This window comes from Inquilinus sp. KBS0705, assembly GCA_005938025.2.
Lineage (GTDB): Bacteria > Bacteroidota > Bacteroidia > Sphingobacteriales > Sphingobacteriaceae > Mucilaginibacter.
On sequence record VCCI02000001.1, the window covers coordinates 2,378,258 to 2,402,570 of the forward strand.

Here is a 24,313-nt window from a genome sequence, read left to right on the forward strand (position 1 = left end):
CGGACTTTCTTTAGGTGTTTCAAAAGCTCCCTCTTCAGGGGGCTGGGGGCTAATTATAAAACGTCCAGGCTACGCCGAATTTTATAACGGCATCCATTTGGGGGTAACGGTTTACGGTGTAAAAGCCGCGGCTAAACAGGCCCTGGTTGGCATAATCGTACTGTACAAAAATATTGGTGCGTTGCAGCGTAGCCTTAAAAAACACGCTGGCAATAGGGTACGACGAAAACCTAACATCGGGCCCATTGTAAAACTGGCCTATGCCCGGCGCGTACGATGGCGCCAAATATTCGGTATTGTAGCGCGCGGTAATGCCGTATTGCGATTTTAGCACATTAAACAAGGTGGCATCCAGGTATAAGCTACTGTAGGTGTAAACCTCGGGCGTGCGTAAAATATCCTGCCTGTCGGTTTTTTGGTAAACCACAAAATTATCAAAGTGCAGTTTGCGCCAGGTGATGTTTTTGCCCAGGCTTACCTTTAACAGGTTAATGTTGCCGCCGTATTGCGTAGGCACGGCATCAATACCATGGTTGGGCGATGCAAAGTACAGGTAATCGGTCACCAAAAAATACTCCGCCTTTAGGTCAACCTTTAGCAGGTCGTTAATGTAGTTAAAAGACAGGTTTGATATTTTTTGATTAGAGAAGCTATTGTTAAAAATATAGTGGTTACTTATCCAATTGGTGTACACCAACGCCGGCGAACTGCTTTGCAAATAAGCGCCAAGCACAACTGTGCCGGCCTTTTTACCGCCCGACAGGGTAAGTTTGGCATCGTACAGCAGGTCGCCAAAATCGCGGCCCTGCACAATTTGTCTCAGGTCGCCATCCAGGTTAATGCGGTCGCTAAAGCGGTAGCCCAGGCGCGCCTTAAGGGTAAGGTTCTGAAAGCTCTCGTTTTGTACCCGCTGCGGCTTTAATTGCTTCCGCCCAAACTCGTTAATGGTGGTATCGCTCACAAACTGGGTGTATTTATAATAATCCTGCACCAGGCCCACATCCAGTTTTAGCTCGTTTTTTACAAACGTTACCGACTTGCCCCTAAGGTAAAAGCTGTACGAAAAATCGTTTTGCAGGTGCAGCACGTTCAACGAGTCGCGCGAGCGGCCCGCGCTAAAGTAATAATCGGGGAACACGTTGTAGGTATCCTGCCCGTTTTGCAGGTAGTTATATTTACGCTGGTTATAATAAAAGGTATAGGCTACCCTTTGGGTGGGCAACACGTTAGTACTGCCGGTATTTTTTTTGAGGCTATCAATATGCCCTATGTAGTAAAATTGCTTAATGTACAAGCCGGTACTTTTCCAATTGCTGTAGCTACCGGGCAAGCGCACCTGTTCGGTAGTTTTATCAAACGACGATTGCGAGCTTTTAAAAATGGTATCCTTAACCAGCCCACCCGTTTCGGGCGATTTAAGCGTATTAAATATCAAATTGGCCAGCATGTTATACCGCTGGTTTTTTGAATGGTACCAGTTAAATATGGCGGCATTAAAATCGCTTACGTTTTGTGCCAGCACATTATTGCTGCTGTAATACCCCTTTGATCCGTTAAAGTTAAGCATCAACCCTACGTTCCAGTTGGGTTTTACGTTTTGCGTATGCAGCGCTTTAAACAACTGCTCGCGCGTGGTAAACAGCGTGTTCGATAGCGATAGCAGCGTATAAGGGGTGCGGGCATTAAAATAACTAATATCCTGCGGGTTTAGCATATAGGCATCCAGCGCATGCATGCCATCGTCAAAACCAATGGTTTTGCGGGGATTAAACAGCAGGTCGCGCTGCGATACGCCCAGGTAGCCCAGGCTTATTTTGGGGTTTCGTGGTTGCGATAGCGGACTATAATTCTCGAAATTCACCAGGCCGGTATCTAAGGGAAAAAGCTGTGTACTATCGGCCAGTAAACGCTCGTTGGTTACCTTTATAAACTTAGAATTAAACACAACCGAATCCTTTTTTTCCTCTTCGCGTTTACGCAGGGTATCCAGGTTATCGCTGCTGTTGTTGCGCGCCTTTACCCGGTTGCTGGTATCCCTGCTGTAAACCGGCTCGCGCGATTGCCCTGGATAGCGGGTATCGTTTACCTGTGCAAACGCCTGGTGTGCCAGTGTGCATACCAGTAACAGCAATATATATTTTAGTTTTTTAGCCATTAAAGCCCTGCTATTAGCTCTTTAAGTATCAATGTCATTTTTGGTTCGGCAGCACTGGCAACCGCAATTATCTCGTCGATAGATACAGGCTTCAATTCCTCGGGGAAACCCTCGTCTGTTAATATCGATACGGCAAAAACCGGCAGGCCCATATGGTTGGCTACTATCACCTCGGGCACGGTGCTCATGCCCACGGCATCGCCGCCTATTATGCGCAGGTATTTATACTCGGCGCGGGTTTCAAGGTTTGGCCCGGTTACCGCAACATAAACTCCTTTATGGCAGGTAATATTGTTTGCTGCCGCGATGCTAAGTGCTTTATCTATCAGGTGGTGCTGGTAGGGCTGGCTCATATCCGGGAAACGCGGACCAAGCTCATCCTCGTTACGGCCTATCAGGGGGTTCATGGGCTGCAGATTGATATGATCGGCTATCACCATCAGGTCGCCCTTTTTAAAATCGGGGTTAAGCGATCCGCTGGCGTTTGATACAAACAGGGTTTTAATACCCAGCATCTTCATCACCCTAACCGGGAAAGTAATTTGCTGCATGCTATAACCTTCGTAGTAGTGCAAACGGCCCTGCATAGCCACTACCTTTTTACCCGCCAGCGTACCAAATATCAGCTTACCCGAATGAAACTCCAATGTCGACATCGGGAAATCGGGAATATTGCTATACATCAGCTGTTTCTCTACCTCAATTTCGGTAACCAGGCCGCCCAGGCCGGTGCCTAAAATAATACCGGCTTCGGGTACAAAATCGCCTATGCGGCTTTTTATATAATTAGTGGTGTGCTCTATTCTCTCTAACATAATTACTCACTATCTCATTAAAGTTTTGCTGCCCCTCGCCCAAAAAATCAACCCCAATGGGCAGCACCCAAACGGGCAGGCCGGCAATGGCTTTTTGCAAAACCTGTAAGCCTAAACGTTGGGCATCCTTTTCTGTTGTGATGATTATTTTTTTCCGCGAAGTACAGGCAGTGTATTCATCGGCAAGTTTACTGATATTTTTTAAGCTAAACGGGTGATGATCGGGATAATTGTGGTGTATGATACGGTTGGTAAAAGTTTTAATATGCTGCAACAGCGGCGCGGGGTTGGCAATACCGGTTAACAAAAACACGGTAGTATCGGCATCAATAACGTAACTCACAGGGTTGCCCTGCATATCCTGCAAGGGCTGGTAAGCAATGCCGGTAAAAAACAGGGGCTGCCGGTTATCGGGCGCTATGCGGTAATAACACCTGTTTTTTTGCTCATAGGTAATATCAGTCGGGCATTTGGTTACTACTATAATATCGGCCCGCCATTTACCGCTAAAAGGCTCGCGCAGGTTGCCGGCAGGCAGCAGCAGGCGCACCTGCTGCAATTGCTTATAATCAAACAATAAAATATTTAGCCCTGCCCTTACCGCGCGGTGCTGGTAGGCATCGTCAAGCAAAATAAGGTCGTGGTTGGTTTTAAGCTGATCTATCCCCGCTGCCCTATCCTCACAAACGGCCACTGTAATATCCGGAAATTTATGTTTGAATTGCGCGGGTTCGTCGCCAATATCTGTAGCGGTGGTAGTAGTAGTGGCCGTAACAAATCCCTTTGTTTGGCGGCCATAGCCACGGCTAAGGGTGGCCAGTTGGTAATCTTTTTTTAATAAGCGCACCAGGTATTCGGTCATGGGGCTTTTGCCCGCGCCCCCAACTTCCAGGTTGCCTACACAAATGGTTGGCACCTCAAATTGCCGGCTTTTTATCAGTCCGGTATCATAGCCCCAGTTACGGATGATCACCACCAATCCGTACAGCATCGAAAAAGGAAATAATAGCCAGCGCAGGTATTTCATATACGGGGTAAAGATAGGAAAAGAGAAGAAGGGATCAGGAGATAATTATGACAGGGCTATCAGCGATGTACTGCATTTTTAAATATTCTTTAACTTTTGGACTAAGTTTAGATAGTTCAGCATAAGTGTTGATTGTTGCAGTAAGCACAAACACGTTAACGGTGTATTTCTTAAAATTCTGCTGATATTGTAAGTTCTTATCAAAGGTTAATAGCGCATCAAACTCTTCCTTAATAAGTAGCTTTAATAACTCGCCATTCTTAATACCGTTCCAGCCTTTATCACCCACTGTATAAATCTCATGGTCAGGAAAATCGAGTTTTAGTTTTTTTGGTAAGTTCTCGTCAAGCAACAGCTTCATAAAGTTTTACAATATCTTTTGAAGTGACGATCTTGTTAGCCATATCCAGTAAAGCAATAGCTTGCTCTTTTTTAACCGATGGAAAATCTTCTAAAAACTCATCTAAAGACACCCCAGCTTCTAAATGGTCAAACAGCGACTCTACAGGCACGCGTGTGCCGGTAAAAACGGGCTGGCCGTTTAAAATATCGTTATCTATATTGATGACTTTATTTACATCCATAACATAAAGATACTAACTTTAATTAAAATAATCCAACTCATGAAATACCGCCTGTCCATCATTCTGCTCCTAACTGCACTAAGCACCTTTGCCCAAACCGATGCGAAGCTAAGCGCGCAATTGCAAACCGCTACTAAAGGTTTTAACGGTACGCTTGGTATTTATGTACAAAATTTAAAAAGCGGTAAAACGGTCGAGATCAATGCTGATACGCTGTTCCCTACCGCCAGTATGATAAAGGTGAGCATACTAAGCGGCTTAATGGACAAAATAGAGAAAGGTGAGCTGCGCTACAATCAAAAACTGGCTTACCGCGATTCGCTGCTGTATGCAGGCGAGGATATATTAGGGTCGTTTAAGGATAAAGACACCATACAGCTAAGCAAGGTAGCCATGCTGATGATCACCATGAGCGATAATACCGCCAGCCTATGGCTGCAAAAACTGGTAACAGGCGAACATATTAACCAATGGCTGGATGCAAACGGATTTAAGGTGATGCGGGTAAACTCGCGCACGGCAGGCCGCGAGGCTATGCGCAATATTTATGGCTGGGGAGTAAGCACACCGCGCGAAATGGCCCGCCTGTTTACTATGATACATGATGGCAAAGTGGTGAGCCCTGCCGCCAGCGAGCGGATGCTACGCACACTTAACAGGATATATTGGGATAATACAGCCCTATCGCAAATACCGCCGAATGTGCAGGCCATATCCAAACAAGGCGCGGTTGACGATTCAAGGTCGGAGACGGTATTGGTGAATGCCCCGCATGGCGATTATGTTTTCTCTGTGATCACCAAAAACAATAAGGACCAAAGCTGGGCACCCACCAACGAGGCCGATATATTAATTAAAAAGGTGTCGGCCCTGCTGTGGCATTATTACGAGCCGGGCAGCAAGTGGCAGCCCGCCCCGGGTATAGATAAATATATGCTTAACGAGTAGGTTTACTTTAACAGCCCTAATAAGCCTTCAACATCAAGGCGGCGGGTATACATGGTTAGGTTGCCATGTTCATCGGTTGGCCATTGCTCTTTTGGGCGGTCCCAGTATAATTCTACACCATTACCATCGGGGTCATCCATGTATAAAGCTTCGGATACGCCATGGTCTGATGCGCCTGTAAGCGGGTAACCGGCATCTGCCAAGCGCTGTAATATGGTTGCCAGATCTTTACGCTCGGGGTATAAAATGGCGGTATGGTATAAGCCCGGCGCATACTCCGGCGCAGGTGGCGCGCCTTTACTATGCCAGGTGTTTAAGCCAATATGGTGATGGTAACCGCCTGCCGATATAAAGGCGGCCTGGTCGCCGTACATGGTTACTAACTCAAAGCCCAGCAAATCGCAGTAAAAGGCCATTGATTTTTGTATATCGCTTACCTTTAAATGCACATGCCCTATGCGGGTTTGGGCGGGTATTTTATAATCGCTCATGATGATGTTTGTTGAAACGTTGTAATGTTGAAACGTTTTAATGTTACGTTTCGCTATTGTAAAGTTACACTATTGCAAACTTGATTATATCAGCAACGCGTCAAATAAATGTTTAAACACGTATCAACATTCCAACCTTACAACGTTCAAACATTACAACAACTAAAAAACCCTACCTTTGTAGCATGATCATAAAATCTGCCGACTTTATTTGCAGCAACACCCAAATATCCAAGCTGCCGCCACCGGTAAAGCCTGAGTACGCTTTTATTGGCCGCAGTAATGTGGGTAAATCGTCGCTGATAAATATGCTTACCCAAAAAAAGGGGCTGGCAAAAACATCGCAAACGCCGGGCAAAACCCAGCTGATCAACCATTTTTTGGTGAACGATAACTGGTACATTGTAGATTTACCCGGCTATGGCTATGCACGTGCTTCTAAATCAAAAAAAGCCGACTGGAACCGCTTTATACAAACCTACCTGGATAAGCGCGAAAGCCTGCAGTGCGTAATGGTGTTGATTGACAGCCGCCTGGAGCCCCAAAAAATTGACGTGGAATTTTGCAGCTGGCTGGGCGAAAAAGGCCTGCCCTTTGTGTTGGTGTTTACCAAGGCCGATAAGCAATCGAACCTAAAAACCGACCAGAATATCGCTAAATTTAAAAAGGTACTTTTAGAGATGTTTGAAGAAGTGCCTCAACTGTTTGTAACATCAGCCGAAAACATGACCGGCCGCGACGAGGTGCTGGGTTTTATAGGTGGCATTAACAATAGTTTCGAGATTCCCGAGTTTGACGAGGAGCGATATAGTTAACAGATATAATGCCGAACACCGAATATTGAATAATGAACATCGAAGTTTAAAATACTTCATCATTCTGCATTCAAAATTCGATATTCGTTATTCAATACAACAATGAAAAAATATTTATCATTAGTAACCTTTGCGCATACCATATTTGCCATGCCATTTGCCTTCATCGGCTTTTTTTTGGCGGTAACCACTACCGATCACAAATTTGAATGGCAAAAGCTGGTAATGATGCTGTTTTGCATGGTGTTTGCCCGTAACTCGGCCATGGCCTTTAACCGCTACCTTGACAGGAACATCGATGCTAAAAACCCCCGCACCCAAAAACGCGACATTCCGGCAGGCCGGATAAGTCCCGCCGCTGCCCTAACTTTTACATTAATAAACTGCGGTTTGTTTATACTAACTACCTGGTTTATTAACCCGCTTTGCTTTTACCTGTCGCCTATTGCCTTATTGGTGGTATTGGGTTATAGCGCTACCAAACGCTTTACAGCACTTTGCCATATAGTGCTGGGTTTAGGCCTGTCGCTTGCCCCTATCGGCGCTTATTTAGTGGTAACGGGTGCCTTCGCGCTTACACCTATTTTCTTTTCGCTATCGGTATTATGCTGGGTGAGTGGTTTTGATATTATTTATGCCCTGCAGGATGAAGATTTTGACCGCGAAGAAAAGCTGCATTCTATCCCCGCCTGGCTGGGTAAGGTAAACGCGTTAAGGCTGTCAACCTTTTTGCATGTGCTATCGGCGCTGTTTATACTTATGCCGGTTTTTTATACTAACGTAGGTTTGCTTTATTACATCGGTATCGCGTTCTTTTGCGCTATGCTTATTTATCAGCACATGCTGGTTAAACCAAACGATCTTAGCCGTGTAAACATCGCCTTCATGACCACCAATGGTATAGCCAGCGTGGTTTTCGCAGCCTTCTTTTTGATGGATAGGGTATGGATGCGTTAACATCGGCACAACTGGCAACATTTCGTAAGGATATTGAGCCTTACGTGGTTTTTAACGAAGCCGAGTGGATCGTATTTATCCAATACATCACCGTAACAACTTTTAAAAAGAAACAGCACTTTGCCGAGTATGGTAAGGTTTGCAAGTATTTTGGCTATATTCTCACCGGCTCGGTAAGATACTATCATCTTAAGGACGGGGCAGATATTACCGGCTATTTCAGCTTTGAACACGAGTTGGTAAGCTCGTACAAAAGCTTTTTAACCGGTGAGCCCAGCCTGACCAATATCCAGGCGCTCGAACATACGCAGATCATCCTCATCAGCAAGCAAAACCTCGACCTGATGCTGAACAACCCCATGCTGGGTTACAAAATGGAACGCTTTGGCCGCCTGGTTGCCGAGCATTACCTGATATGCTACGAAGACCGCATAGCATCGTTTATTACCCAAACACCCGAAGAGCGTTACCTTAAGCTATTACAATACGGCCGCGAGGTGCTACAGCGCATGCCCCAGCACTACATCGCCAACTTTTTAGGCATTACACCTGTATCGTTATCCAGGATAAGGAAGCGGATATTGGTGAACTAAATTCTAAATCCTAAACTCTAAACGCTAAATTCTAAACGCTAAGTTTTAAATTCTAAAACTCTAATTTCTAACCTCTGGTTTCTAAACTCCAATCTCAATTTCTTATCTTTTGTTAACGTTTTGGCTTTCAGCCGCTGCCCATATTTGTATCATACTTAAAACAACAAAAACATGCATACAATATTAGGAGCCGGCGGGCCGGTAGCAAATGCGCTAACCCGCGAATTAACTAACAACAACCAAACTATACGCCTGGTAAGCCGCAAGCCTGTAAACATTACCGGCAACAACATTACCTGGCAAAAAGCCGACCTGTTAAACTATAACGAAGTGCTGGAAGCAGCAAAAGGATCAACCGTAATATACCTGTGCGCGGGTTTAGTTTATGATAGTAAAGTTTGGCAACAGCAGTGGCCCATCATCATACAAAATGTTATAAACGTGACCAAAGCAACCGGCGCACGATTGATATTTTTTGACAACGTATATATGTACGGTTTGGTTAACGGGCCAATGACCGAAGAAACGCCATACCACCCCATTAGCGAAAAAGGCAAGATAAGGGCAGCCATAGCCAACCAACTAATGGCCGAAGTAAAGGCTGGCCATATAAACGCCAGTATAGCCCGCGCTGCCGATTTTTACGGAACAGACTCGGGCAATAGCTTTTTAGATATGATGGTGCTAAGCAAATTTGCCAAAAATGAGCGTGCCCAATGGATGGGCGATGCAAGTAAGCTGCATAATTTTACCTACATACCCGATGCGGGCCGCGCCATGTATTTACTGGGCCAAAACCCGCAAAGCGATAACCAAATATGGCACGTGCCTACCGCCCCGCCGCTTACCGGTAAACAGTTTATCGAGATGGCCGCTGCGATATATAATGTAAAACCACGGTATATGGGTGTAAGCAAATTTATGCTAACGCTGATGGGCCTTTTTGTAAAAGTGATAAAAGGCACCATAGAAATGTTTTATCAATACGACCACGATTATGATTTTAACTCGGCTAAGTTTGAAAAAGCGTTCAACTTTACACCTACAAGTTACAAGGACGGTTTAAAGGAAATGGCAGAAACGAATTATAAACCTTCAGTTTAAGCACTAAGTCTGTTTTGTGTAAATACCTTTTATGTGCGGATTTTTGAGCTTTACCAAATCCCAAATAATCTGCACATTTGCATAGCTGCATATTTGCACATCTACACACCATGATCCACAAAAAAACAAGAACTTATATACCGGCCGACCTTGAAATTAAATGGGAAACGCTGGAACCGATTTACCAGGAACTAATAAGCCGACCGCTTACTTCGGTTGAGGCTTTAGAGCAATGGCTTAAAGACAGCAGCGAACTACAGGCAGCCTTAGAAGAAGACTTTGCATGGCGCTACATACGCATGACCTGCGATACCACCAACGAAGAGCTGCTGCAAAGCTTTCAGTACTTTGCTACCGAAATTGAGCCGAAAACAGCGCCTTACAACAACGAGCTTAATAAAAAGCTGGTAGAGAACGAGTATGTAGATCAACTGGAAGAAGAGAAATACTACATCATGCTGCGCGGTGTTAAAAAATCGTTGGAGCTATTCCGCGAGGAGAATATACCGCTGCAAACCGAGATACAGGTAGAGCAGCAAAAATACCAATCGATAACCGGCTCCATGTCGGTACATATTGGCGATAAAGAGTACACGCTTGAGCAGGCATCGGTATTTTTAAAAGATACCGACCGCAGCAAACGCCAGGAAGTTTGGGAAAAGATAACCGCCCGCCGCCTGCAGGACAAAACGGTATTAGATACGCTGTTCAATCACCTGCGCGCGCTGCGCCATAAGGTGGCACTTAACGCGGGTTTCGAAAACTTTAGGGACTACATGTTTCAGGCATTGGGCCGTTTTGATTACACGCCTAAAGATTGCTACGATTTTCATGCGGCTATAGAAACCGAGATAGTACCCATACTGCGCGAGCAGGCACACAAAAGGCAGCAGGCCTTAGGTGTAGCATCGCTTAAGCCCTGGGATATGGATGTAGATATATCGGGCAAGCCGGCCTTAAAGCCCTTTAACAGCGGTGCCGAACTGGTAGAAAAATCTATACAATGTTTTAGGAACATTAACAGCTACCTGGGCGAGCGTTTAGAGATAATGAAGGATAACAACCTGTTTGATGTAGAAAGCCGTAAGGGCAAGGCACCGGGCGGTTATAACTACCCGCTGTCAGAAACAGGCGCGCCTTTCATTTTCATGAACTCGGCAAATACCTTCCGCGATTTAACTACCATGGTGCACGAAGGCGGCCACGCGGTACATACCTTTTTGACTGCCGACCTGGAACTAAACGATTTTAAACATTGCCCAAGCGAGGTTGCCGAACTGGCTTCGATGTCGATGGAGCTGATATCTATGGATAACTGGGATGTTTATTTTGACAACGAGGAAGACCTTAAACGCGCCAAGCGCGACCAGCTTGTTGATGTGCTTAAAACACTGCCATGGGTAGCCGTGGTCGATCAGTTTCAGCACTGGATATATACCAACCCCGACCATACCGATGCCGAGCGCACCGAAGCTTGGTTACAAATATACGAGCCATTTGGCGCGGGCTTTGCCGATTGGAGCGAACATGCCGAAGCCGAGCAAAACCTGTGGCAAAAGCAATTGCACATTTTTGAGGTGCCGTTTTACTATATTGAATATGGTATGGCCCAGTTAGGCGCCATTGCCGTTTGGAAAAACTATAAAGAGAACCCTGAAAAAGGCTTGCAGCAATACCTGGACGCCTTAAAGCTGGGTTACACCAAAACCATTACCGAGATTTACGAAACCGCAGGCATTAAATTTGATTTTAGCGCAGGCTACGTAAAAGAACTGGCCGAATTTGTAAAAGCCGAAATGGATAAAATTTAGCAATACTTGTCAGTCTGAGCCTGTCGAAGAACTGAACGCCGTGCTTCGACAAGCTCAGCATGACATTTGTAATGGCAAACAATAAAATTTAGCAATACTTGTCAGTCTGAGCCTGTCGAAGACCTGAACGCCGTGCGTCGACAAGCTCAGCATGACATTTGCAATGGTATGCATATGAACCAGGCAGTCAACTTTTTTTGGACCATACTGTGCTTTATACCTGTTATTGCGGTATGGGCGGTTCATTACTCGGTGCTTTGGATATGTGTTTTCCTGGTGATAAGTACAGTAACCCAGCTGTTTCCGTCGGGTAGGATGCAATTAAGCAACAACCCTGAATTTTATCAAAGGCTGGGCGTAAAATTTATACGCAAGTTTGTACAAAACGGCGATTGGGTAAATAAACTGATACGCAAAAGCCAACCCCATCATAAATTGATTAAAGCCAAGGGCAGTGCTGCCGGCTATATGGGTACACTTATTATGTACGAGCGCTTTCACCTGTTATGCTTTTTCTTTTTTATGTTAACAGCAGTTTATGCCATAGCCGTTCACTTATACATGTGGAGTGTTTTAACATTACTCAGCAACATTATCTACAACTTTTACCCCATCATTTTACAGCAATATAACCGCACCCGCATAGCGCGCATCAGCAAATAATAAGCGCGTATTTATATACTTTAAGCATAATATTAAAACTAATATCTCTTTTTCAGGTTAAACCATCTATGAAAAAGATACTTGCTTTATTTAGCCTTGTGCTGTTAGCAACAGCAGGCTTTGCACAACTCCCGTTAAAACCGGTACAGATAGATAGCCTGATAACGGTTTCGTTACCTACAGAATACACCAAAAAAGATACGCTTGGCCAGCAAATATATTCGGCTAATGCCAGTTTGGGTTTTATAGTGGTAATACGCGCACCCAATGCTAAAGACAACGCCCCTTTAAAAAAAGAACGCGACCTTAATAAGGTATTGCAGGATTATATTAAAGGCATAAAAGGCCAGGCATCGGGCAATACCCTAAACGTTCGCGATACGGTTATGGGCCATTTAAAAGCCAAAACCTTCACCCTATCAACAGATGAGGGTGCCGGCGTACAACTGCGTAACTTTATAGTTATTTACACACAGGATGTTACCTACACGTTCGAGTATTATTACGAAGAGTCGCGCCAGGAAGTGGCAAAGGCAGAATACAAAGCCTTTACCAGCTCTATAAAGGTATCACCCGAACTAAAACGTACCGATCAATACCTGTCAAACGCTAAGGGTCTATCGCCTACTGCCAAAATTGGTATATATGGTGGTGGTGCATTAGTAGTATTGCTGATCATCATACTACTGGTTCGCCGGAAAAAGAAACACGAGTAAATTATCGTTTTAACAGCCCCCGGTTCCAGCCGGGGCTGTTTATAAATACCTTACGGTCAATATAGCTCAGCCATAAAAAGGTAACTATCACCCCAATAACCGATCCCGCGGTTACATCCTCAAAAAAATGCTGGCTAAGGTACATGCGCGAGTAGCCTACCAATACTGCCACCACAAATAACAACACTCCCCATTTTTTATTTTTTAACAGGTAGGTAAACACCACCCCTGCCATAAAAGCCGTAACCGTATGCCCCGATGGGAAACTACGGGTTGCTAATATGTATAAATCGGGCACAAAGTGTATGCGGTTTAGCTGGTCGGCAAAGTAAACCTTGGGCCGTGGCATATCAAAACTGTACTTTAATATTTGGGCAACAAGCGCGGTTAGGGCGTAGCTGCTTACCAGTAAAAAAGCCGCACGGTAGTTAACCAGGCAAAAAACAGCTGCTATTATTAATACGGTTATACCATCGCCTATATCGGTTACGTAAGGCGCGGCAACATCGGCCCAGTGGCTGTAAAGGCTATTTACAGCAAAAAATATATCAGCCCGTGTATAGCAAAGCTTAATAATTAAACAGGCACATAACAACGCCATGTAAGGAATAAAAAAAAACCTTATACGGTACAAAACATCCTTTAAGCCTGTATTCATTTGCCGACAAAGTAACACATATACTTTTTCAATGCAAAAAAATGGTTATGTTTGGTTTGAAGAACTAAATAACTGACCAAATTAAATGTCTAAAAGCATCTTTCGCAAAAAATCCGTTGGTAAAATATTAGCTGATGTTGAATGCGGTTTCAGCGACAGCGAGCACCCGGGCAGTGCCTCGCAGCTTAAAAAAGAACTAAATGTAAAAGACCTAACCCTGATGGGTATTGCCGCCGTAGTTGGGGCGGGCATCTTTTCAACCATTGGCGAAGCCTCATTTTACGGCGGGCCGGGGGTATCCATATTATTTATCATAACCGCGGTTACCTGCGGTTTTTCGGCTTTGTGCTATGCCGAATTTGCATCGCGCATACCGGTAGCAGGTAGCGCCTATACCTATGCCTACGCTTCATTCGGCGAATTAATTGCCTGGATAATTGGCTGGGACCTTTTGATGGAATATGCCATTGGCAATATTGCGGTGGCTATATCATGGAGCACCTATTTTGTGAACCTGCTGGAAGGTTTTCACCTGCACATGCCCGAGTATTTAACTATGGATTACTTTTCGGCGTTCCGCGCACACGAAAAGATACAGGAACTTACTGCCGGCGGCCACATAGCCGATATTACCGATAATATGAAAAGCGCCGCCATTGCATGGAACTCGGCGCCGGGCTTTGGCAACTTTAAACTGATAGCCAACCTGCCTGCATTGGGTATTGTATTCGTCATTACCTACCTGGTTTATATAGGCATACGCGAAACCAAAAAAGCCACCAACGCTATGGTGATACTTAAGGTAGCCATTGTTATTGCCGTTATTGCTATCGGCTTTTTTTATGTAACACCGGCCAATTGGCATCCGTTTATGCCCAATGGCTTTAAAGGCGTTATGAAAGGCGTTTCGGGCGTGTTTTTCGCTTACATTGGTTTTGACGCCATATCTACTACTGCCGAAGAGTGCCAAAACCCGCAAAAAGACCTGCCGCGGGGTATGATATATTCCCTGCTGATATGTACAGTTTTATACATACTGATATCACTTGTACTTACCGGAATGGTAAACTACAAAGACCTGCAAGTAGGCGACCCATTAGCATTCGTATTCGCTAAGGTGGGTTTAAAAAACATTAGTTATGTCATATCTATCAGCGCGGTTATTGCTACGGCGAGTGTACTATTGATATTTCAACTTGGCCAGCCGCGTATATGGATGAGCATGAGCCGCGATGGTTTGCTGCCAAAGGCATTTTCGCGTATACACCCCAAATTCCATACCCCATCGTTCGCAACTATTGTTACGGGCTTTGTGGTAGCCATACCGGCGCTGTTCCTTAACCTAACCGAGGTTACCGACCTAACCAGTATAGGTACCCTGTTTGCCTTTGTACTGGTTTGCGGTGGAGTATTGTTAATGCCGCGCGAAGCAGCACAAAAAGGACGTTTTCATTTGCCGTACATTAGCGCAAGGTATATAGCGCCTATCATTTTTGTAGTAGCGGCATTCTTTTTTTGGAAACCATTTATGGAGATATTAGGGCAGGATAACAAACACGAAAAATTTCCTTTCTTTTTGTTTATCATCCTGTCTGCAACGCTAACCATAGCAGCGGTAATTAAGAAGCTATCGCTGATACCGGTATTAGGCCTGCTAAGCTGCTTTTACCTAATGACCGAACTTACCTACCAAAGCTGGATACGCTTCCTGGCATGGCTTTTAATAGGCCTGGCCATATACTTTACCTATGGCTACAAACACAGCCTGATAGGCAAGGCCGAAAAAGCAGAATAAGTATTATTATAATATAAATAAAAAGGGTGCCTGATTTAAATCAGGCACCCTTTTTTATGTTTAGATGAATATGCTAATTAGGCATTATCCGCTGTATATCTACACTATCCGGCGAGGTAAGCATCAACGGTACCTTCTCTACGGTAACAAAGCTTAGGTCAAGGCCAAAGTTGCGCTCTTCAGATAAACTTACCTTACGTAACTGCACGTAAATAAACATGATAAAACGCTCGTAAAACGATAGGTTATGCGACCGCGACAATACTTTTTCTATCACCACAAACCTAAAGTCGCCTACAATTTTGTGCTTGTTTAACGATTGGTATTGGCTTGTAATATCAACCTCGCCGTTTTTAACCAGGTCTTCTACTACTTTTCTGAACAACAGGTTTATTTGCTGCTCAACCCTAAACCCTAATTTAAAGTCGATACGTATCAATTTCCCCGGCACCAAAAAGTCAACCTCATATTCGCGTTTGTAAGGCTCGTCTACCACATCAACGTGTACCAACCAGTACACATCGGCGCGTTTAGGCTGCTTTTGCAGTATCGAGTAAACTATTTTTGATTCTATCTCTGAGTTAAAATTGGCACTGGTTAAGTAAACCAATTGTGATGCGTATTTGGGTACGGTTTCGTCTTCGCTCAGTTCGGTGATGATCTTAAAGTAATCATCTATCTCGATAAATTTAACGTAGCGGTTTTTAATTTTACGGGCGGTGTGCCAGGTCCACATAATGATGAACAGCACCAAACCCATTGATAGCGTAAACCAGCCACCATGTATAAATTTAACCAGGTTACCCAGTAAAAAGGTACCCTCAATAAACAGGTACACCACCAAAAAGGAACCGATGATGTAGGCCGGTATCTTTTTGCGCTGCAAGAATTTTGAAACCAGTATGGTGGTCATTAACATGGCTACGGTGATACTTAAACCGTAGGCCGCCTCCATTTTAGCCGAATGCTTAAATAACAGCACCACCCCAATACAACCTACGCAAAGCAACCAGTTAACGCTTGGCACGTATAACTGTCCTTTTTGTTCAGACGGGTAATTAATTTTAACTTTTGGCCACAGGTTTAACCTAACAGCCTCGGCAATTAGCGTAAACGAGCCCGATATTAATGCCTGCGATGCAATAACCGCCGCTATGGTAGCTATCCCGATACCGAATATCAGGAACCACTCGGGCATTATTTTGTAAAATGGGTTATTAATGTTAAGGTCGATGGATGTACCCTCGCGCTGTAACAGCCAAACGGCTTGCCCCAGGTAGTTTAAAATAAGGCAGCTTTTAACGTAAATCCAGCTAATGCGGATATTGTTTCGCCCGCAGTGGCCAAGATCCGAGTATAGCGCTTCGGCCCCTGTTGTACATAAGAAAACAGCACCTAATATAATAAAGGCGTTATAATCAGACGTAAGCAGGTGGTAGGCATAATATGGGTTAAGGGCCTTTAAAATAGATGGCATTTGTATAATGTACGATATACCTAATACTCCCATCATACTAAACCAAATAAACATGATAGGCCCAAATGCCTTACCTACCAGCGATGTACCAAATTGCTGTATGATAAATAAGCCGGCTATAATGGCAATAACAATTTGCACCGTTGGCAATTGCGGATAGTATGTTTTTAACCCCTCTATTGCCGACGATATGGTAATAGGCGGTGTAATAATACCATCCGCCAGCAGCGCGCAGCCACCAATTACAGCGGGTACAATTAGCCATTTTGCTTTACGGCGAACTAACGAGAAAAGCGAAAATATGCCACCCTCGCCTTTGTTATCGGCACGCAGAGTAATCACCACATACTTTAAAGTAGTTTGCAGGGTAAGCGTCCAAAAAATGAGCGATACACCTCCCAGTACTAATGTTTGTGATATTTGCTGTGAAAAACTGGAATGTTCAGAACCAACTATGGCCTTGAACACATATAAAGGTGATGTACCTATATCACCGTAGATTATTCCTAAACTAATAAGCAGCCCAGCGGCTGATAGTTTTTGCAGATCTTTATGATTCGACACTATATTTTAAAAAATACAAATTTATTAAAAAAATCAACATAACTTAAACTATATGTAAACGTATAAGTCTATAATAAACAATACTTAACAAAACTATTTTTTGTTAAAATTTGTTAAAAATATACGTTAATTCATGCGATAAATGAATTAATAACATGTTTATTTATACTTTTGTATTATATTGTTTATCATGGGGCTAAAATATACTAAACTAAATTCCTTTATTGCCGTAATTGTTTTAGCGATAGCTGTAAACTTTGCGTTTGCAAAAGGAGTTAGCGCCCAAAAAACTGATACATCGTACCTGCGTTCGTTAAAATCAAAGGCACAAAAAACTTCGTATCTAAAAACTGGCTTGCACCTTGCCTTGCCACCTTTAAAACCGGCGGCAGTTTCCAACACCAAGATAAACCTGTCTAAAGCTGATGATAAGCTGTTAACCAATGTGCAGGTATACCCAAACCCTGTACTGGTAGATCAAACCATCAATATCAAATACACCATATCGCGCAATGCCTACGTTAACGTAAAAATTATGGATATGCTGGGTAATGATGTTGTTCCGCTGCTATCGCAAAGGGTTGATTTTGGCGATCAAAACATCAGCTATAACCTTAGCAGCAAGCTATCACGTGGTTTTTACTTTGTACGCATAATAGTAGGCACCGAGTCTGTTAACAGGCGCATATCTGTACTGTAAACCCCTTATTTTTCGTCCAATTTAAATTTTGTCTTTTGTTAGGGCATATAATTTTTAGCTTTGGGCTATAGCAATTCCTACTTATGAAAATAATAGCCATAGGCCGTAATTATGCCGAACATGCCAAAGAGCTGAATAACCCTGTACCCACCGTACCCGTTATTTTTATGAAGCCCGATACAGCCTTATTAAAGGATAACAAGCCCTTTTACCACCCCGAATTTTCGCAGGATATACACCACGAGATTGAAATAGTATTGAAAATAAGCAAAGAAGGCAAGCATGTTAACGAGAAGTTTGCCGCCAACTATTTTGACGAAATAGCCTTGGGCATTGATTTTACTGCCCGCGATATACAAAGCAAACACAAAGAAAAAGGCCTGCCCTGGGAACTGGCAAAGGCTTTTGACGGCTCGGCACCGGTGAGCAACTTTGTACCCAAAACGCAATTTGCTGATATTTACAACATTAACTTTAACCTTGATGTTAACGGCCAGGCCAAACAAGTGGGTAATACTAAGGACCTGCTGTTTAGTTTTGAGCGCATTATTGCCTTTGTATCGCAATACGTTACGCTTAAAAAGGGCGACTTGATATACACCGGTACCCCACAAGGCGTAGCAAAAGTGAACATTGGTGATAGATTGGAGGGATATTTGGAAGGGGAAAAGCTTTTAGACTTTTATGTTAAATAAGCAAGCCCTGCAAAACGTTCAATTTTTTACAAACCGCGCAAACCATTCAAACGTATTCTATTCCATGCGTGAAAAATTTTCCTCTTTTACGGCCTCCGCTGTAAAAATTTCTAAAATATTGTTGCTATTTGGTGCTATATCATTTTCGGCGAATAATTTACATGCTCAGCAAATTATTCAAAGCAAAACTTATCCAAAAACCGATTTCAGGTACCCGCTTGATCTGCCGCCCAGCACGGCCGGGTCCTTTGGCGAATTAAGGGCTAGCCACTTTCACTCGGGGCTGGATTTTAAAACCAACCAGCGTACCGGCTACCCGGTGCATGCCGTTTACGATGGCTATGTGTCGCGCCTGCGCATACAATATGGCGGGTTTGGGCATGCCTTATATATTACCCATCCTAATGGCTATACAACGGTTTACGGGCACATCCAAAGCTTTACGCCCGAGATGGCCAAATACATACGCGATTACCAGTATAAAAATCAAACCTTTGAGGCGGATATTCCGGTACCGGCGGGTATGTTTAACGTACACAAAAACGATGTGGTAGCCATATCAGGTAACGAGGGTGCATCGGCAGGGCCGCACCTGCATTTTGAGATAAGGGATACCTTAACCCAGGAAACCATCAACCCGCAGCTATTTGGCCTTACCATACCCGATGATAAGCCGCCCGTTATATCGGCTATTGGCATATACCATTTAAACGGCAACCCTTTTAGCGAAAAAACCCCGCACGAGTACCTGGCGGTAACAGGCTCGGGCGGTAATTACCGTTTAGCCAATCCGCAGGTGCTTAACCTAAGCGGCAATACCGGCTTTGGTATTACCGCAAACGATATGAACAATACCTCGTTTAACCGTAACGGCATCTATTCAATTGAATTAAAACTGGATGGTAAAACAGTTTACACCTTTGCGGTGGAGCGTTTTGCTTTCGACCAAACCCACGCTATTAACGCTTATATAGATTATCCGGCCTTCCTTACCTCGCACCGGTGGATGCAAAAATGTTTTATGCTACCGGGCAACCGCATATCGCTTTTCCCACAGTCTATCAACCGCGGCGTTATGGTTTTTAACGACGACCAGCTGCACGATGTAGAGTACATTGTAAAAGATGTGGCGGGTAACACCTCTACCCTCGCCCTAAAGGTAAGATCGAATACATCGGCTAATGATGTTGCACCGCTAAAGCCATTGGGTACCTTATTTAAGTACGATCAAAAAAACGAGTTTGCCAATGACAGGGTTAAAGTGACCATAATGCCCGGCAACCTGTACGACGACCTTGATTTTATATACAGCGAATTACCAACAAAACCCGGCGCGCTATCGGTAACACACCGTATCCACAACAAATTTACACCGATACATGACGAGTATACTATCCAGATAAAACCGGATGTTAGCCTGGGTGCCTACGCGCAAAAAGCCGTTATTGTAAGCGCTACTGCAGGTTGTATAGGCGGCGATTATGAAGACGGTTACATAAAAGCAACCGCCCACGCCTTTGGCGATTTTTACATTAAACTGGATACGGTACCGCCCGTGATAAGGCCCATTAACATAGCAAATGGCAGCAACATGCGGGTGGCAAAGGCTATTAATTTACGCATGAGCGATAACCTGTCGGGCGTAAAAAGCTTTACCGGCAAAATAGATGGCAAATGGGTGCTAATGGAGCTGAATTATAAAACAAAAGTATTAAGTTATACCTTTAACAACGATATTACAGCCGGAAAGCATAAATTTGAACTTACGGTGATGGATTACAAAAACAATTCGTCGACATTTACGGCTGAATTTAACAGGTAAATAAAACAATGGCAACTTTAAAAGCAGGCGAAAAGGCCCCAAATTTTACAGCTAATAACCAAAACGGCGAAGCCGTATCATTGGCCGATTTTAAAGGCAAAAACATTATACTATATTTTTACCCAAAAGATAACACACCGGGTTGTACTGCCGAGTCTTGCGATTTTAGGGATAACTACCAATCGCTGCTAAGCAAAGGCTTCGAGGTAATCGGGGTGAGCGTTGATGACGAAAAATCGCACAAAAAATTCGAGACCAAGTACCAGTTGCCATTTACCCTTATAGCCGATACCGACCATAAAATAGTTGAGGCCTACGGCGTATGGGTTGAAAAAAGCATGTACGGCAAGCAATATATGGGTACCGCCCGCACCACATTTATTATAAATGGCGATGGTATTATTAATAAGGTGATTGATAAGGTTGATACCAAGGCATCATCGCAGCAGGTGTTAGATGCGCTGGCTTAATTGCAGCTAAGCATACAAATCAAACAAAAACGCTTTATTTTTATTTAAAGGAAGTATAAATTTTAATAAATGGCCATACAGGCAGAAGACGAAGAGATATTAAGCAAGTTTAGGGACGAAAAAACCCGTAACGAAGCATTTAACCTTTTGCTGAAAAAGTATCAGCAAAAAATATACTGGCATGTGCGCCGTATGGTGATAGACCACGATGATGCCGACGACCTGGTGCAGGACATATTTATAAAGGTATGGAAAAACCTGCCCGGCTTTAGGAACGATGCGCAGCTATATACCTGGATGTATCGTATTGCTACCAACGAGTGCATCACCTTTTTAAATAAAAAGAAACAGAAGAACAATGTATCGTTAGATGACGTGGATTACGAACTGGCCGATACCCTATCGGGCAGCGACCAGTTTAGCGGCGATAAAATACAGTTAATGCTGCAGCAAGCCATACTTACCCTGCCCGATAAACAAAGGCTGGTATTTAACATGAAATACTTTGACGACATGAAGTACGAAGAAATGAGCGATGTGCTGGGTACCAGCGTTGGCGCTTTAAAGGCATCGTACCACCTGGCCGTTAAAAAAATAGAGTCTTTTTTAACATCAAATGATTAATTTTTAAATTAGCGTTAAACCTTTGAAGAATTTATTCATCTATAACAGAGTATGAAAAGCGATATGGAGAATAATGAATGGGCTGACGAAGAAATGTCACTTAAACGGTTTACCAAAAACAACCCGTTTACAGTGCCTGTTGGCTATTTTGAAGACGCCGGTAAACGCATATTATCATTAGTTAAATTAGAAGAATTAAAAAGTGACGACGCGGCCATGGGGTTTAATTTACCGCAAGGTTATTTTACGCAGCTTGGTGACAATATACAAAGCCGGATAAACGTAGAGGCCATTGCAGGGCCCGATGCTGCATTTACTGTGCCCGAGGGCTATTTTGATGATTTAAGCAGCCGTATACAAAGCCGCATAAATATTGATGCGCTTGTTAATGCCGAAGAAAGTGGTTTTACCGTTCCCGAAAATTATTTTGAGGACATGCAGTCGCAAATAAGCAGCCGCATTGCTGTTGAAGAGGCTTTAGAAACAAACACAGGCGCCTTTACCGTACCTGATGGTTATTTTGATAAGCTGAACAAAAGCATTTTGAATAAAACTGTTAACCAGGATATGGTTATACGTAAAACCATTGTGCGCAAGCTATTTGCATCAAACACGTTTAAGTATGCAACTGCCGCTTGTTTGGCTTTAGTGATTGGCGCAGGTGTATTTTTACGGGATGCCCCTACTACCGTTGCACACAACCATACTTACCTGCACAGCCAGCTATCGGGTGTGCCGGTTGATGAAATTAAAGACTACCTTGAGCTGCATATGGATGCCAACGACACCCGCAGCCTAATGGAAAATGATAAACAAATTAATACCGAGGCCCTTGATGCGGACCTGCAGGATTATATTGATCTAAACTAATAATGAAAGTACTGTTCAGATACCTGTTTTTGATATTGGTTGCGTTATTTACACTTGATGTATCTGCGCAGGTTACTGATGTGCGCAGCTTAAGGCCGTCAAATACACCTGCCAACAAGTTTAATAGCGTGCGCACCAACCAGGGTACGGGTAAAAAGTTGGTTGCAGCGCGCAACAGATTTATTACACAGCAGCTATCGTTAACTGATGACGAAGCGCGTAAGTTTTGGCCGCTGTACAACAAGTACCAGCAGGAGCTTACCGCCGTGCGTATTTTAAAACGCTTAAATAACTCAAACGCACAGGCCAACGGTGCCGACCAGGTGAATAAGGACCTTGAATATGACAGCCAAACACTGGCCATTAAAAAAAGGTACCGCGATGAATTCTACAAAATACTGCCCCCCGAAAAGGTTAGCGAGCTTTACAAAAGCGAAAGCGAATTTAAAGACGAGCTGATCAAACAACTCAGCGAGCGCAGCGTAAGAGCGGGGAATTAATTATTGATTTAGTGAGTTATTGAATTATTGATTTAGTGAATTATTGAATGATACGCTGCCAAGACATTTTACTCATTAATTCAATCCTTCAATAATTCAATAATTATAAAAAGACATCATTAATTCAATAATTATCAATGCTAACCCTGCGCCAGCTTTTTCTTAACAACAACGCACAAACCACGCACTTCCCCCTGTTACTGGAGTTTGAACGTGCCGAAGGTGTGTACATGTACGATGCGGAGGGAAAGGCCTATATAGATATGATATCGGGCATTGGGGTAAGCAACCTGGGCCACAGCAACCCAACAGTTGTGGCCGCTGTAAAAGAACAGGTTGATAAATATATGCACCTGATGGTTTACGGCGAGTATGTGCAAACCCCGCAGGTGCGCTTTGCCGAAAAGCTGGTATCCATACTACCTCCTTCTTTAAATTCGGTATACTTTACCAACTCTGGCGGCGAAGCGGTAGAAGGTGCTTTAAAACTGGCAAAACGCTTTACCGGCAGGCAGCAGATAGTAGCCTTTAAAAACTCCTATCACGGCAGCACACATGGTGCCCTTAGTGTAATGGGTAACGAAGATTTTAAGCAAGCTTACCGCCCGCTATTACCCGGCATTACCTTTTTGGAATTAAACCACCTGCCCGGCTTAGCACAAATAACCGAACAAACCGCTTGTGTTATTATTGAGACCATACAAGGCGAAGCCGGCATACGCGTACCCGATGCCGAATTTATGACGGCACTGCGTAACCGGTGTAACCAAACCGGCACCTTGCTGATATTAGACGAGATACAGGCCGCATTCGGCCGTACCGGTAAGCTGTTTGCATTTGAACATTATAATATAGTCCCCGATATTTTATTGCTGGCCAAGGCACTGGGCGGTGGCATGCCTGTAGGCGCTTTTATAGCTTCGGCACAGGTGATGTCGGCTTTTAAAGAAAACCCTATCCTAGGGCACATTACCACCTTTGGCGGCCACCCTGTATGCTGCGCCGCTGGGCTTGCCGCTTTAGATGTTTTGCTTAGCCAAAACCTGGTAGGCGGTGTGGCACAAAAAGAGGCTTTACTTAGGCAGCACCTTACCCACCCTGCCATAAAACAAATACGCGGCAAAGGCCTGATGCTGGCGCTGGAGTTTGAAAGTTTTGAACTGAACAAAAAAATAATCGACCGGTGTATAGAAAATGGTGTAATTACCGATTGGTTTTTACATTGCAGCAATTCTATGCGCCTGGCCCCCCCGCTCATCATTTCTCATCAGGAAATTGTTAACGCCTGCCAAGTTATCACCGAGGCTATTGATTTTCACACACATAAGTAATAAACAGGCTTAACCCTCCCTACCTTTATTAATTATAAGTATAATACTTGTGTAAAAGACGCATGACCAAATTAAATTAGTAGTTAATTGGTATAGTTTATGCATTGTATGGCATATCCCATAAAATA

25 protein-coding genes are annotated in these 24,313 nt (G+C 43.8%); 17 read left to right on the forward strand and 8 right to left on the reverse strand.

Translation table 11 applies throughout. The annotated features are described in order from the left end of the window. Window positions 1-49 precede the first annotated feature (49 nt). Genes FFF34_010590 through FFF34_010610 form a run of 5 tightly spaced genes read right to left on the reverse strand, consistent with a single transcriptional unit; the run spans window position 50 to window position 4,581 of the window. Window positions 50-2,155: a hypothetical protein gene (locus FFF34_010590; protein ID TSD67806.1), complete on the reverse strand. Its 2,106-nt coding sequence runs from the start codon at window positions 2,153-2,155 to the stop codon at window positions 50-52. Beyond that, entirely contained in the window at window positions 2,155-2,970 is an 816-nt protein-coding gene (locus FFF34_010595) for a purine-nucleoside phosphorylase (protein TSD67807.1), read from the reverse strand. Before FFF34_010595 ends, FFF34_010590 begins: the two co-directional genes overlap by 1 nt. Next, a complete protein-coding gene (lpxK, locus tag FFF34_010600) occupies window positions 2,942-3,997 on the reverse strand; it encodes a tetraacyldisaccharide 4'-kinase (GenBank protein ID TSD67808.1) in 1,056 nt (351 codons plus the stop codon). The genes FFF34_010595 and lpxK overlap by 29 nt, the downstream gene beginning before the upstream one ends. A 34-nt stretch (window positions 3,998-4,031) precedes the next feature. Beyond that, complete coding sequence (locus FFF34_010605) at window positions 4,032-4,358, reverse strand: hypothetical protein (GenBank protein ID TSD67809.1); 327 nt, start codon at window positions 4,356-4,358, stop codon at window positions 4,032-4,034. After that, window positions 4,342-4,581, reverse strand: a complete 240-nt coding sequence (locus FFF34_010610; GenBank protein TSD67810.1) for a DUF433 domain-containing protein — start codon at window positions 4,579-4,581, stop codon at window positions 4,342-4,344. The genes FFF34_010605 and FFF34_010610 overlap by 17 nt, the downstream gene beginning before the upstream one ends. A 39-nt stretch (window positions 4,582-4,620) precedes the next feature. Between FFF34_010610 and FFF34_010615 the strand changes: the two genes are divergently transcribed. Continuing rightward, a complete protein-coding gene (locus FFF34_010615) occupies window positions 4,621-5,529 on the forward strand; it encodes a serine hydrolase (GenBank protein ID TSD67811.1) in 909 nt (302 codons plus the stop codon). A 2-nt stretch (window positions 5,530-5,531) separates the two neighbouring features. Here the strand turns inward: FFF34_010615 and FFF34_010620 are convergent, their stop codons facing one another. Next, window positions 5,532-6,020, reverse strand: coding sequence for a glyoxalase (locus FFF34_010620; GenBank protein TSD67812.1), 489 nt, complete (start codon window positions 6,018-6,020; stop codon window positions 5,532-5,534). Window positions 6,021-6,205: 185 nt separating this feature from the next. Between FFF34_010620 and FFF34_010625 the strand changes: the two genes are divergently transcribed. The 7 genes from FFF34_010625 to FFF34_010655 all read left to right on the forward strand — a co-directional run bounded on the left by FFF34_010625 (window position 6,206) and on the right by FFF34_010655 (window position 12,679). Next, a complete protein-coding gene (locus tag FFF34_010625; protein ID TSD67813.1) occupies window positions 6,206-6,835 on the forward strand; it encodes a YihA family ribosome biogenesis GTP-binding protein in 630 nt (209 codons plus the stop codon). Between the two features lie 102 nt (window positions 6,836-6,937). Further along, window positions 6,938-7,792 (forward strand): 4-hydroxybenzoate octaprenyltransferase, encoded by an 855-nt coding sequence (locus tag FFF34_010630; GenBank protein ID TSD67814.1) that lies wholly within the window; start codon window positions 6,938-6,940, stop codon window positions 7,790-7,792. Next, entirely contained in the window at window positions 7,780-8,385 is a 606-nt protein-coding gene (locus FFF34_010635; GenBank protein TSD67815.1) for a Crp/Fnr family transcriptional regulator, read from the forward strand. Before FFF34_010630 ends, FFF34_010635 begins: the two co-directional genes overlap by 13 nt. Before the next feature lie 171 nt (window positions 8,386-8,556). Beyond that, window positions 8,557-9,489: an NAD-dependent epimerase/dehydratase family protein gene (locus FFF34_010640; GenBank protein TSD67816.1), complete on the forward strand. Its 933-nt coding sequence runs from the start codon at window positions 8,557-8,559 to the stop codon at window positions 9,487-9,489. A gap of 110 nt (window positions 9,490-9,599) precedes the next feature. Beyond that, window positions 9,600-11,300 (forward strand): M3 family oligoendopeptidase, encoded by a 1,701-nt coding sequence (locus FFF34_010645; protein ID TSD67817.1) that lies wholly within the window; start codon window positions 9,600-9,602, stop codon window positions 11,298-11,300. Window positions 11,301-11,474: 174 nt separating this feature from the next. Next, the gene (locus FFF34_010650; protein TSD67818.1) at window positions 11,475-11,963 is read left to right on the forward strand and encodes a hypothetical protein; all 489 of its coding nucleotides are present in this window, start codon (window positions 11,475-11,477) and stop codon (window positions 11,961-11,963) included. A 68-nt stretch (window positions 11,964-12,031) separates the two neighbouring features. Further along, window positions 12,032-12,679 carry a hypothetical protein gene (locus tag FFF34_010655; protein ID TSD67819.1) on the forward strand — a complete coding sequence of 216 codons (648 nt, stop codon included), beginning with the start codon at window positions 12,032-12,034 and terminating at the stop codon, window positions 12,677-12,679. A gap of 1 nt (window position 12,680) precedes the next feature. Here the strand turns inward: FFF34_010655 and FFF34_010660 are convergent, their stop codons facing one another. Further along, window positions 12,681-13,337 carry a phosphatase PAP2 family protein gene (locus FFF34_010660; protein ID TSD67820.1) on the reverse strand — a complete coding sequence of 219 codons (657 nt, stop codon included), beginning with the start codon at window positions 13,335-13,337 and terminating at the stop codon, window positions 12,681-12,683. 85 nt (window positions 13,338-13,422) lie between these two features. On the opposite strand from FFF34_010660, the gene FFF34_010665 reads away from it, so the two are divergent. Next, on the forward strand, window positions 13,423-15,132 hold the full coding sequence (locus tag FFF34_010665) for an amino acid permease (GenBank protein TSD67821.1): 1,710 nt from the start codon (window positions 13,423-13,425) through the stop codon (window positions 15,130-15,132). 73 nt (window positions 15,133-15,205) lie between these two features. Here the strand turns inward: FFF34_010665 and FFF34_010670 are convergent, their stop codons facing one another. Beyond that, window positions 15,206-17,173 (reverse strand): KUP/HAK/KT family potassium transporter, encoded by a 1,968-nt coding sequence (locus FFF34_010670; GenBank protein TSD67822.1) that lies wholly within the window; start codon window positions 17,171-17,173, stop codon window positions 15,206-15,208. A 190-nt stretch (window positions 17,174-17,363) separates the two neighbouring features. Between FFF34_010670 and FFF34_010675 the strand changes: the two genes are divergently transcribed. From FFF34_010675 to FFF34_010710, 8 genes are all read left to right on the forward strand, one after another. Further along, a complete protein-coding gene (locus FFF34_010675) occupies window positions 17,364-17,873 on the forward strand; it encodes a T9SS type A sorting domain-containing protein (protein ID TSD67823.1) in 510 nt (169 codons plus the stop codon). A gap of 83 nt (window positions 17,874-17,956) precedes the next feature. Next, the gene (locus FFF34_010680; protein TSD67824.1) at window positions 17,957-18,568 is read left to right on the forward strand and encodes a fumarylacetoacetate hydrolase family protein; all 612 of its coding nucleotides are present in this window, start codon (window positions 17,957-17,959) and stop codon (window positions 18,566-18,568) included. 64 nt (window positions 18,569-18,632) lie between these two features. Continuing rightward, the gene (locus FFF34_010685) at window positions 18,633-20,390 is read left to right on the forward strand and encodes a M23 family metallopeptidase (GenBank protein ID TSD67825.1); all 1,758 of its coding nucleotides are present in this window, start codon (window positions 18,633-18,635) and stop codon (window positions 20,388-20,390) included. 8 nt (window positions 20,391-20,398) lie between these two features. Further along, window positions 20,399-20,860, forward strand: a complete 462-nt coding sequence (locus FFF34_010690; GenBank protein TSD67826.1) for a thioredoxin-dependent thiol peroxidase — start codon at window positions 20,399-20,401, stop codon at window positions 20,858-20,860. Window positions 20,861-20,929: 69 nt separating this feature from the next. Further along, on the forward strand, window positions 20,930-21,484 hold the full coding sequence (locus FFF34_010695; GenBank protein ID TSD67827.1) for a sigma-70 family RNA polymerase sigma factor: 555 nt from the start codon (window positions 20,930-20,932) through the stop codon (window positions 21,482-21,484). Window positions 21,485-21,535: 51 nt separating this feature from the next. Next, on the forward strand, window positions 21,536-22,354 hold the full coding sequence (locus FFF34_010700) for a hypothetical protein (GenBank protein ID TSD67828.1): 819 nt from the start codon (window positions 21,536-21,538) through the stop codon (window positions 22,352-22,354). A gap of 2 nt (window positions 22,355-22,356) precedes the next feature. Beyond that, a complete protein-coding gene (locus FFF34_010705) occupies window positions 22,357-22,854 on the forward strand; it encodes a hypothetical protein (GenBank protein ID TSD67829.1) in 498 nt (165 codons plus the stop codon). A 137-nt stretch (window positions 22,855-22,991) separates the two neighbouring features. Further along, on the forward strand, window positions 22,992-24,185 hold the full coding sequence (locus FFF34_010710) for an aspartate aminotransferase family protein (protein ID TSD67830.1): 1,194 nt from the start codon (window positions 22,992-22,994) through the stop codon (window positions 24,183-24,185). Window positions 24,186-24,313 lie beyond the last annotated feature (128 nt).

Excerpts from the sequence above, each read along its gene's own strand:
- FFF34_010590 (TSD67806.1), bottom strand. The coding sequence starts at position 2,155 with ATGGCTAAAAAACTAAAATATATATTGCTGTTACTGGTATGCACACTG.
- FFF34_010595 (TSD67807.1), bottom strand. The coding sequence starts at position 2,970 with ATGTTAGAGAGAATAGAGCACACCACTAATTATATAAAAAGCCGCATA.
- lpxK (TSD67808.1), bottom strand. The coding sequence starts at position 3,997 with ATGAAATACCTGCGCTGGCTATTATTTCCTTTTTCGATGCTGTACGGA.
- FFF34_010605 (TSD67809.1), bottom strand. The coding sequence starts at position 4,358 with ATGAAGCTGTTGCTTGACGAGAACTTACCAAAAAAACTAAAACTCGAT.
- FFF34_010610 (TSD67810.1), bottom strand. The coding sequence starts at position 4,581 with ATGGATGTAAATAAAGTCATCAATATAGATAACGATATTTTAAACGGC.
- FFF34_010615 (TSD67811.1), top strand. The coding sequence starts at position 4,621 with ATGAAATACCGCCTGTCCATCATTCTGCTCCTAACTGCACTAAGCACC.
- FFF34_010620 (TSD67812.1), bottom strand. The coding sequence starts at position 6,020 with ATGAGCGATTATAAAATACCCGCCCAAACCCGCATAGGGCATGTGCAT.
- FFF34_010625 (TSD67813.1), top strand. The coding sequence starts at position 6,206 with ATGATCATAAAATCTGCCGACTTTATTTGCAGCAACACCCAAATATCC.
- FFF34_010630 (TSD67814.1), top strand. The coding sequence starts at position 6,938 with ATGAAAAAATATTTATCATTAGTAACCTTTGCGCATACCATATTTGCC.
- FFF34_010635 (TSD67815.1), top strand. The coding sequence starts at position 7,780 with ATGGATGCGTTAACATCGGCACAACTGGCAACATTTCGTAAGGATATT.
- FFF34_010640 (TSD67816.1), top strand. The coding sequence starts at position 8,557 with ATGCATACAATATTAGGAGCCGGCGGGCCGGTAGCAAATGCGCTAACC.
- FFF34_010645 (TSD67817.1), top strand. The coding sequence starts at position 9,600 with ATGATCCACAAAAAAACAAGAACTTATATACCGGCCGACCTTGAAATT.
- FFF34_010650 (TSD67818.1), top strand. The coding sequence starts at position 11,475 with ATGAACCAGGCAGTCAACTTTTTTTGGACCATACTGTGCTTTATACCT.
- FFF34_010655 (TSD67819.1), top strand. The coding sequence starts at position 12,032 with ATGAAAAAGATACTTGCTTTATTTAGCCTTGTGCTGTTAGCAACAGCA.
- FFF34_010660 (TSD67820.1), bottom strand. The coding sequence starts at position 13,337 with ATGAATACAGGCTTAAAGGATGTTTTGTACCGTATAAGGTTTTTTTTT.
- FFF34_010665 (TSD67821.1), top strand. The coding sequence starts at position 13,423 with ATGTCTAAAAGCATCTTTCGCAAAAAATCCGTTGGTAAAATATTAGCT.
- FFF34_010675 (TSD67823.1), top strand. The coding sequence starts at position 17,364 with ATGGGGCTAAAATATACTAAACTAAATTCCTTTATTGCCGTAATTGTT.
- FFF34_010680 (TSD67824.1), top strand. The coding sequence starts at position 17,957 with ATGAAAATAATAGCCATAGGCCGTAATTATGCCGAACATGCCAAAGAG.
- FFF34_010685 (TSD67825.1), top strand. The coding sequence starts at position 18,633 with ATGCGTGAAAAATTTTCCTCTTTTACGGCCTCCGCTGTAAAAATTTCT.
- FFF34_010690 (TSD67826.1), top strand. The coding sequence starts at position 20,399 with ATGGCAACTTTAAAAGCAGGCGAAAAGGCCCCAAATTTTACAGCTAAT.
- FFF34_010695 (TSD67827.1), top strand. The coding sequence starts at position 20,930 with ATGGCCATACAGGCAGAAGACGAAGAGATATTAAGCAAGTTTAGGGAC.
- FFF34_010700 (TSD67828.1), top strand. The coding sequence starts at position 21,536 with ATGAAAAGCGATATGGAGAATAATGAATGGGCTGACGAAGAAATGTCA.
- FFF34_010705 (TSD67829.1), top strand. The coding sequence starts at position 22,357 with ATGAAAGTACTGTTCAGATACCTGTTTTTGATATTGGTTGCGTTATTT.
- FFF34_010710 (TSD67830.1), top strand. The coding sequence starts at position 22,992 with ATGCTAACCCTGCGCCAGCTTTTTCTTAACAACAACGCACAAACCACG.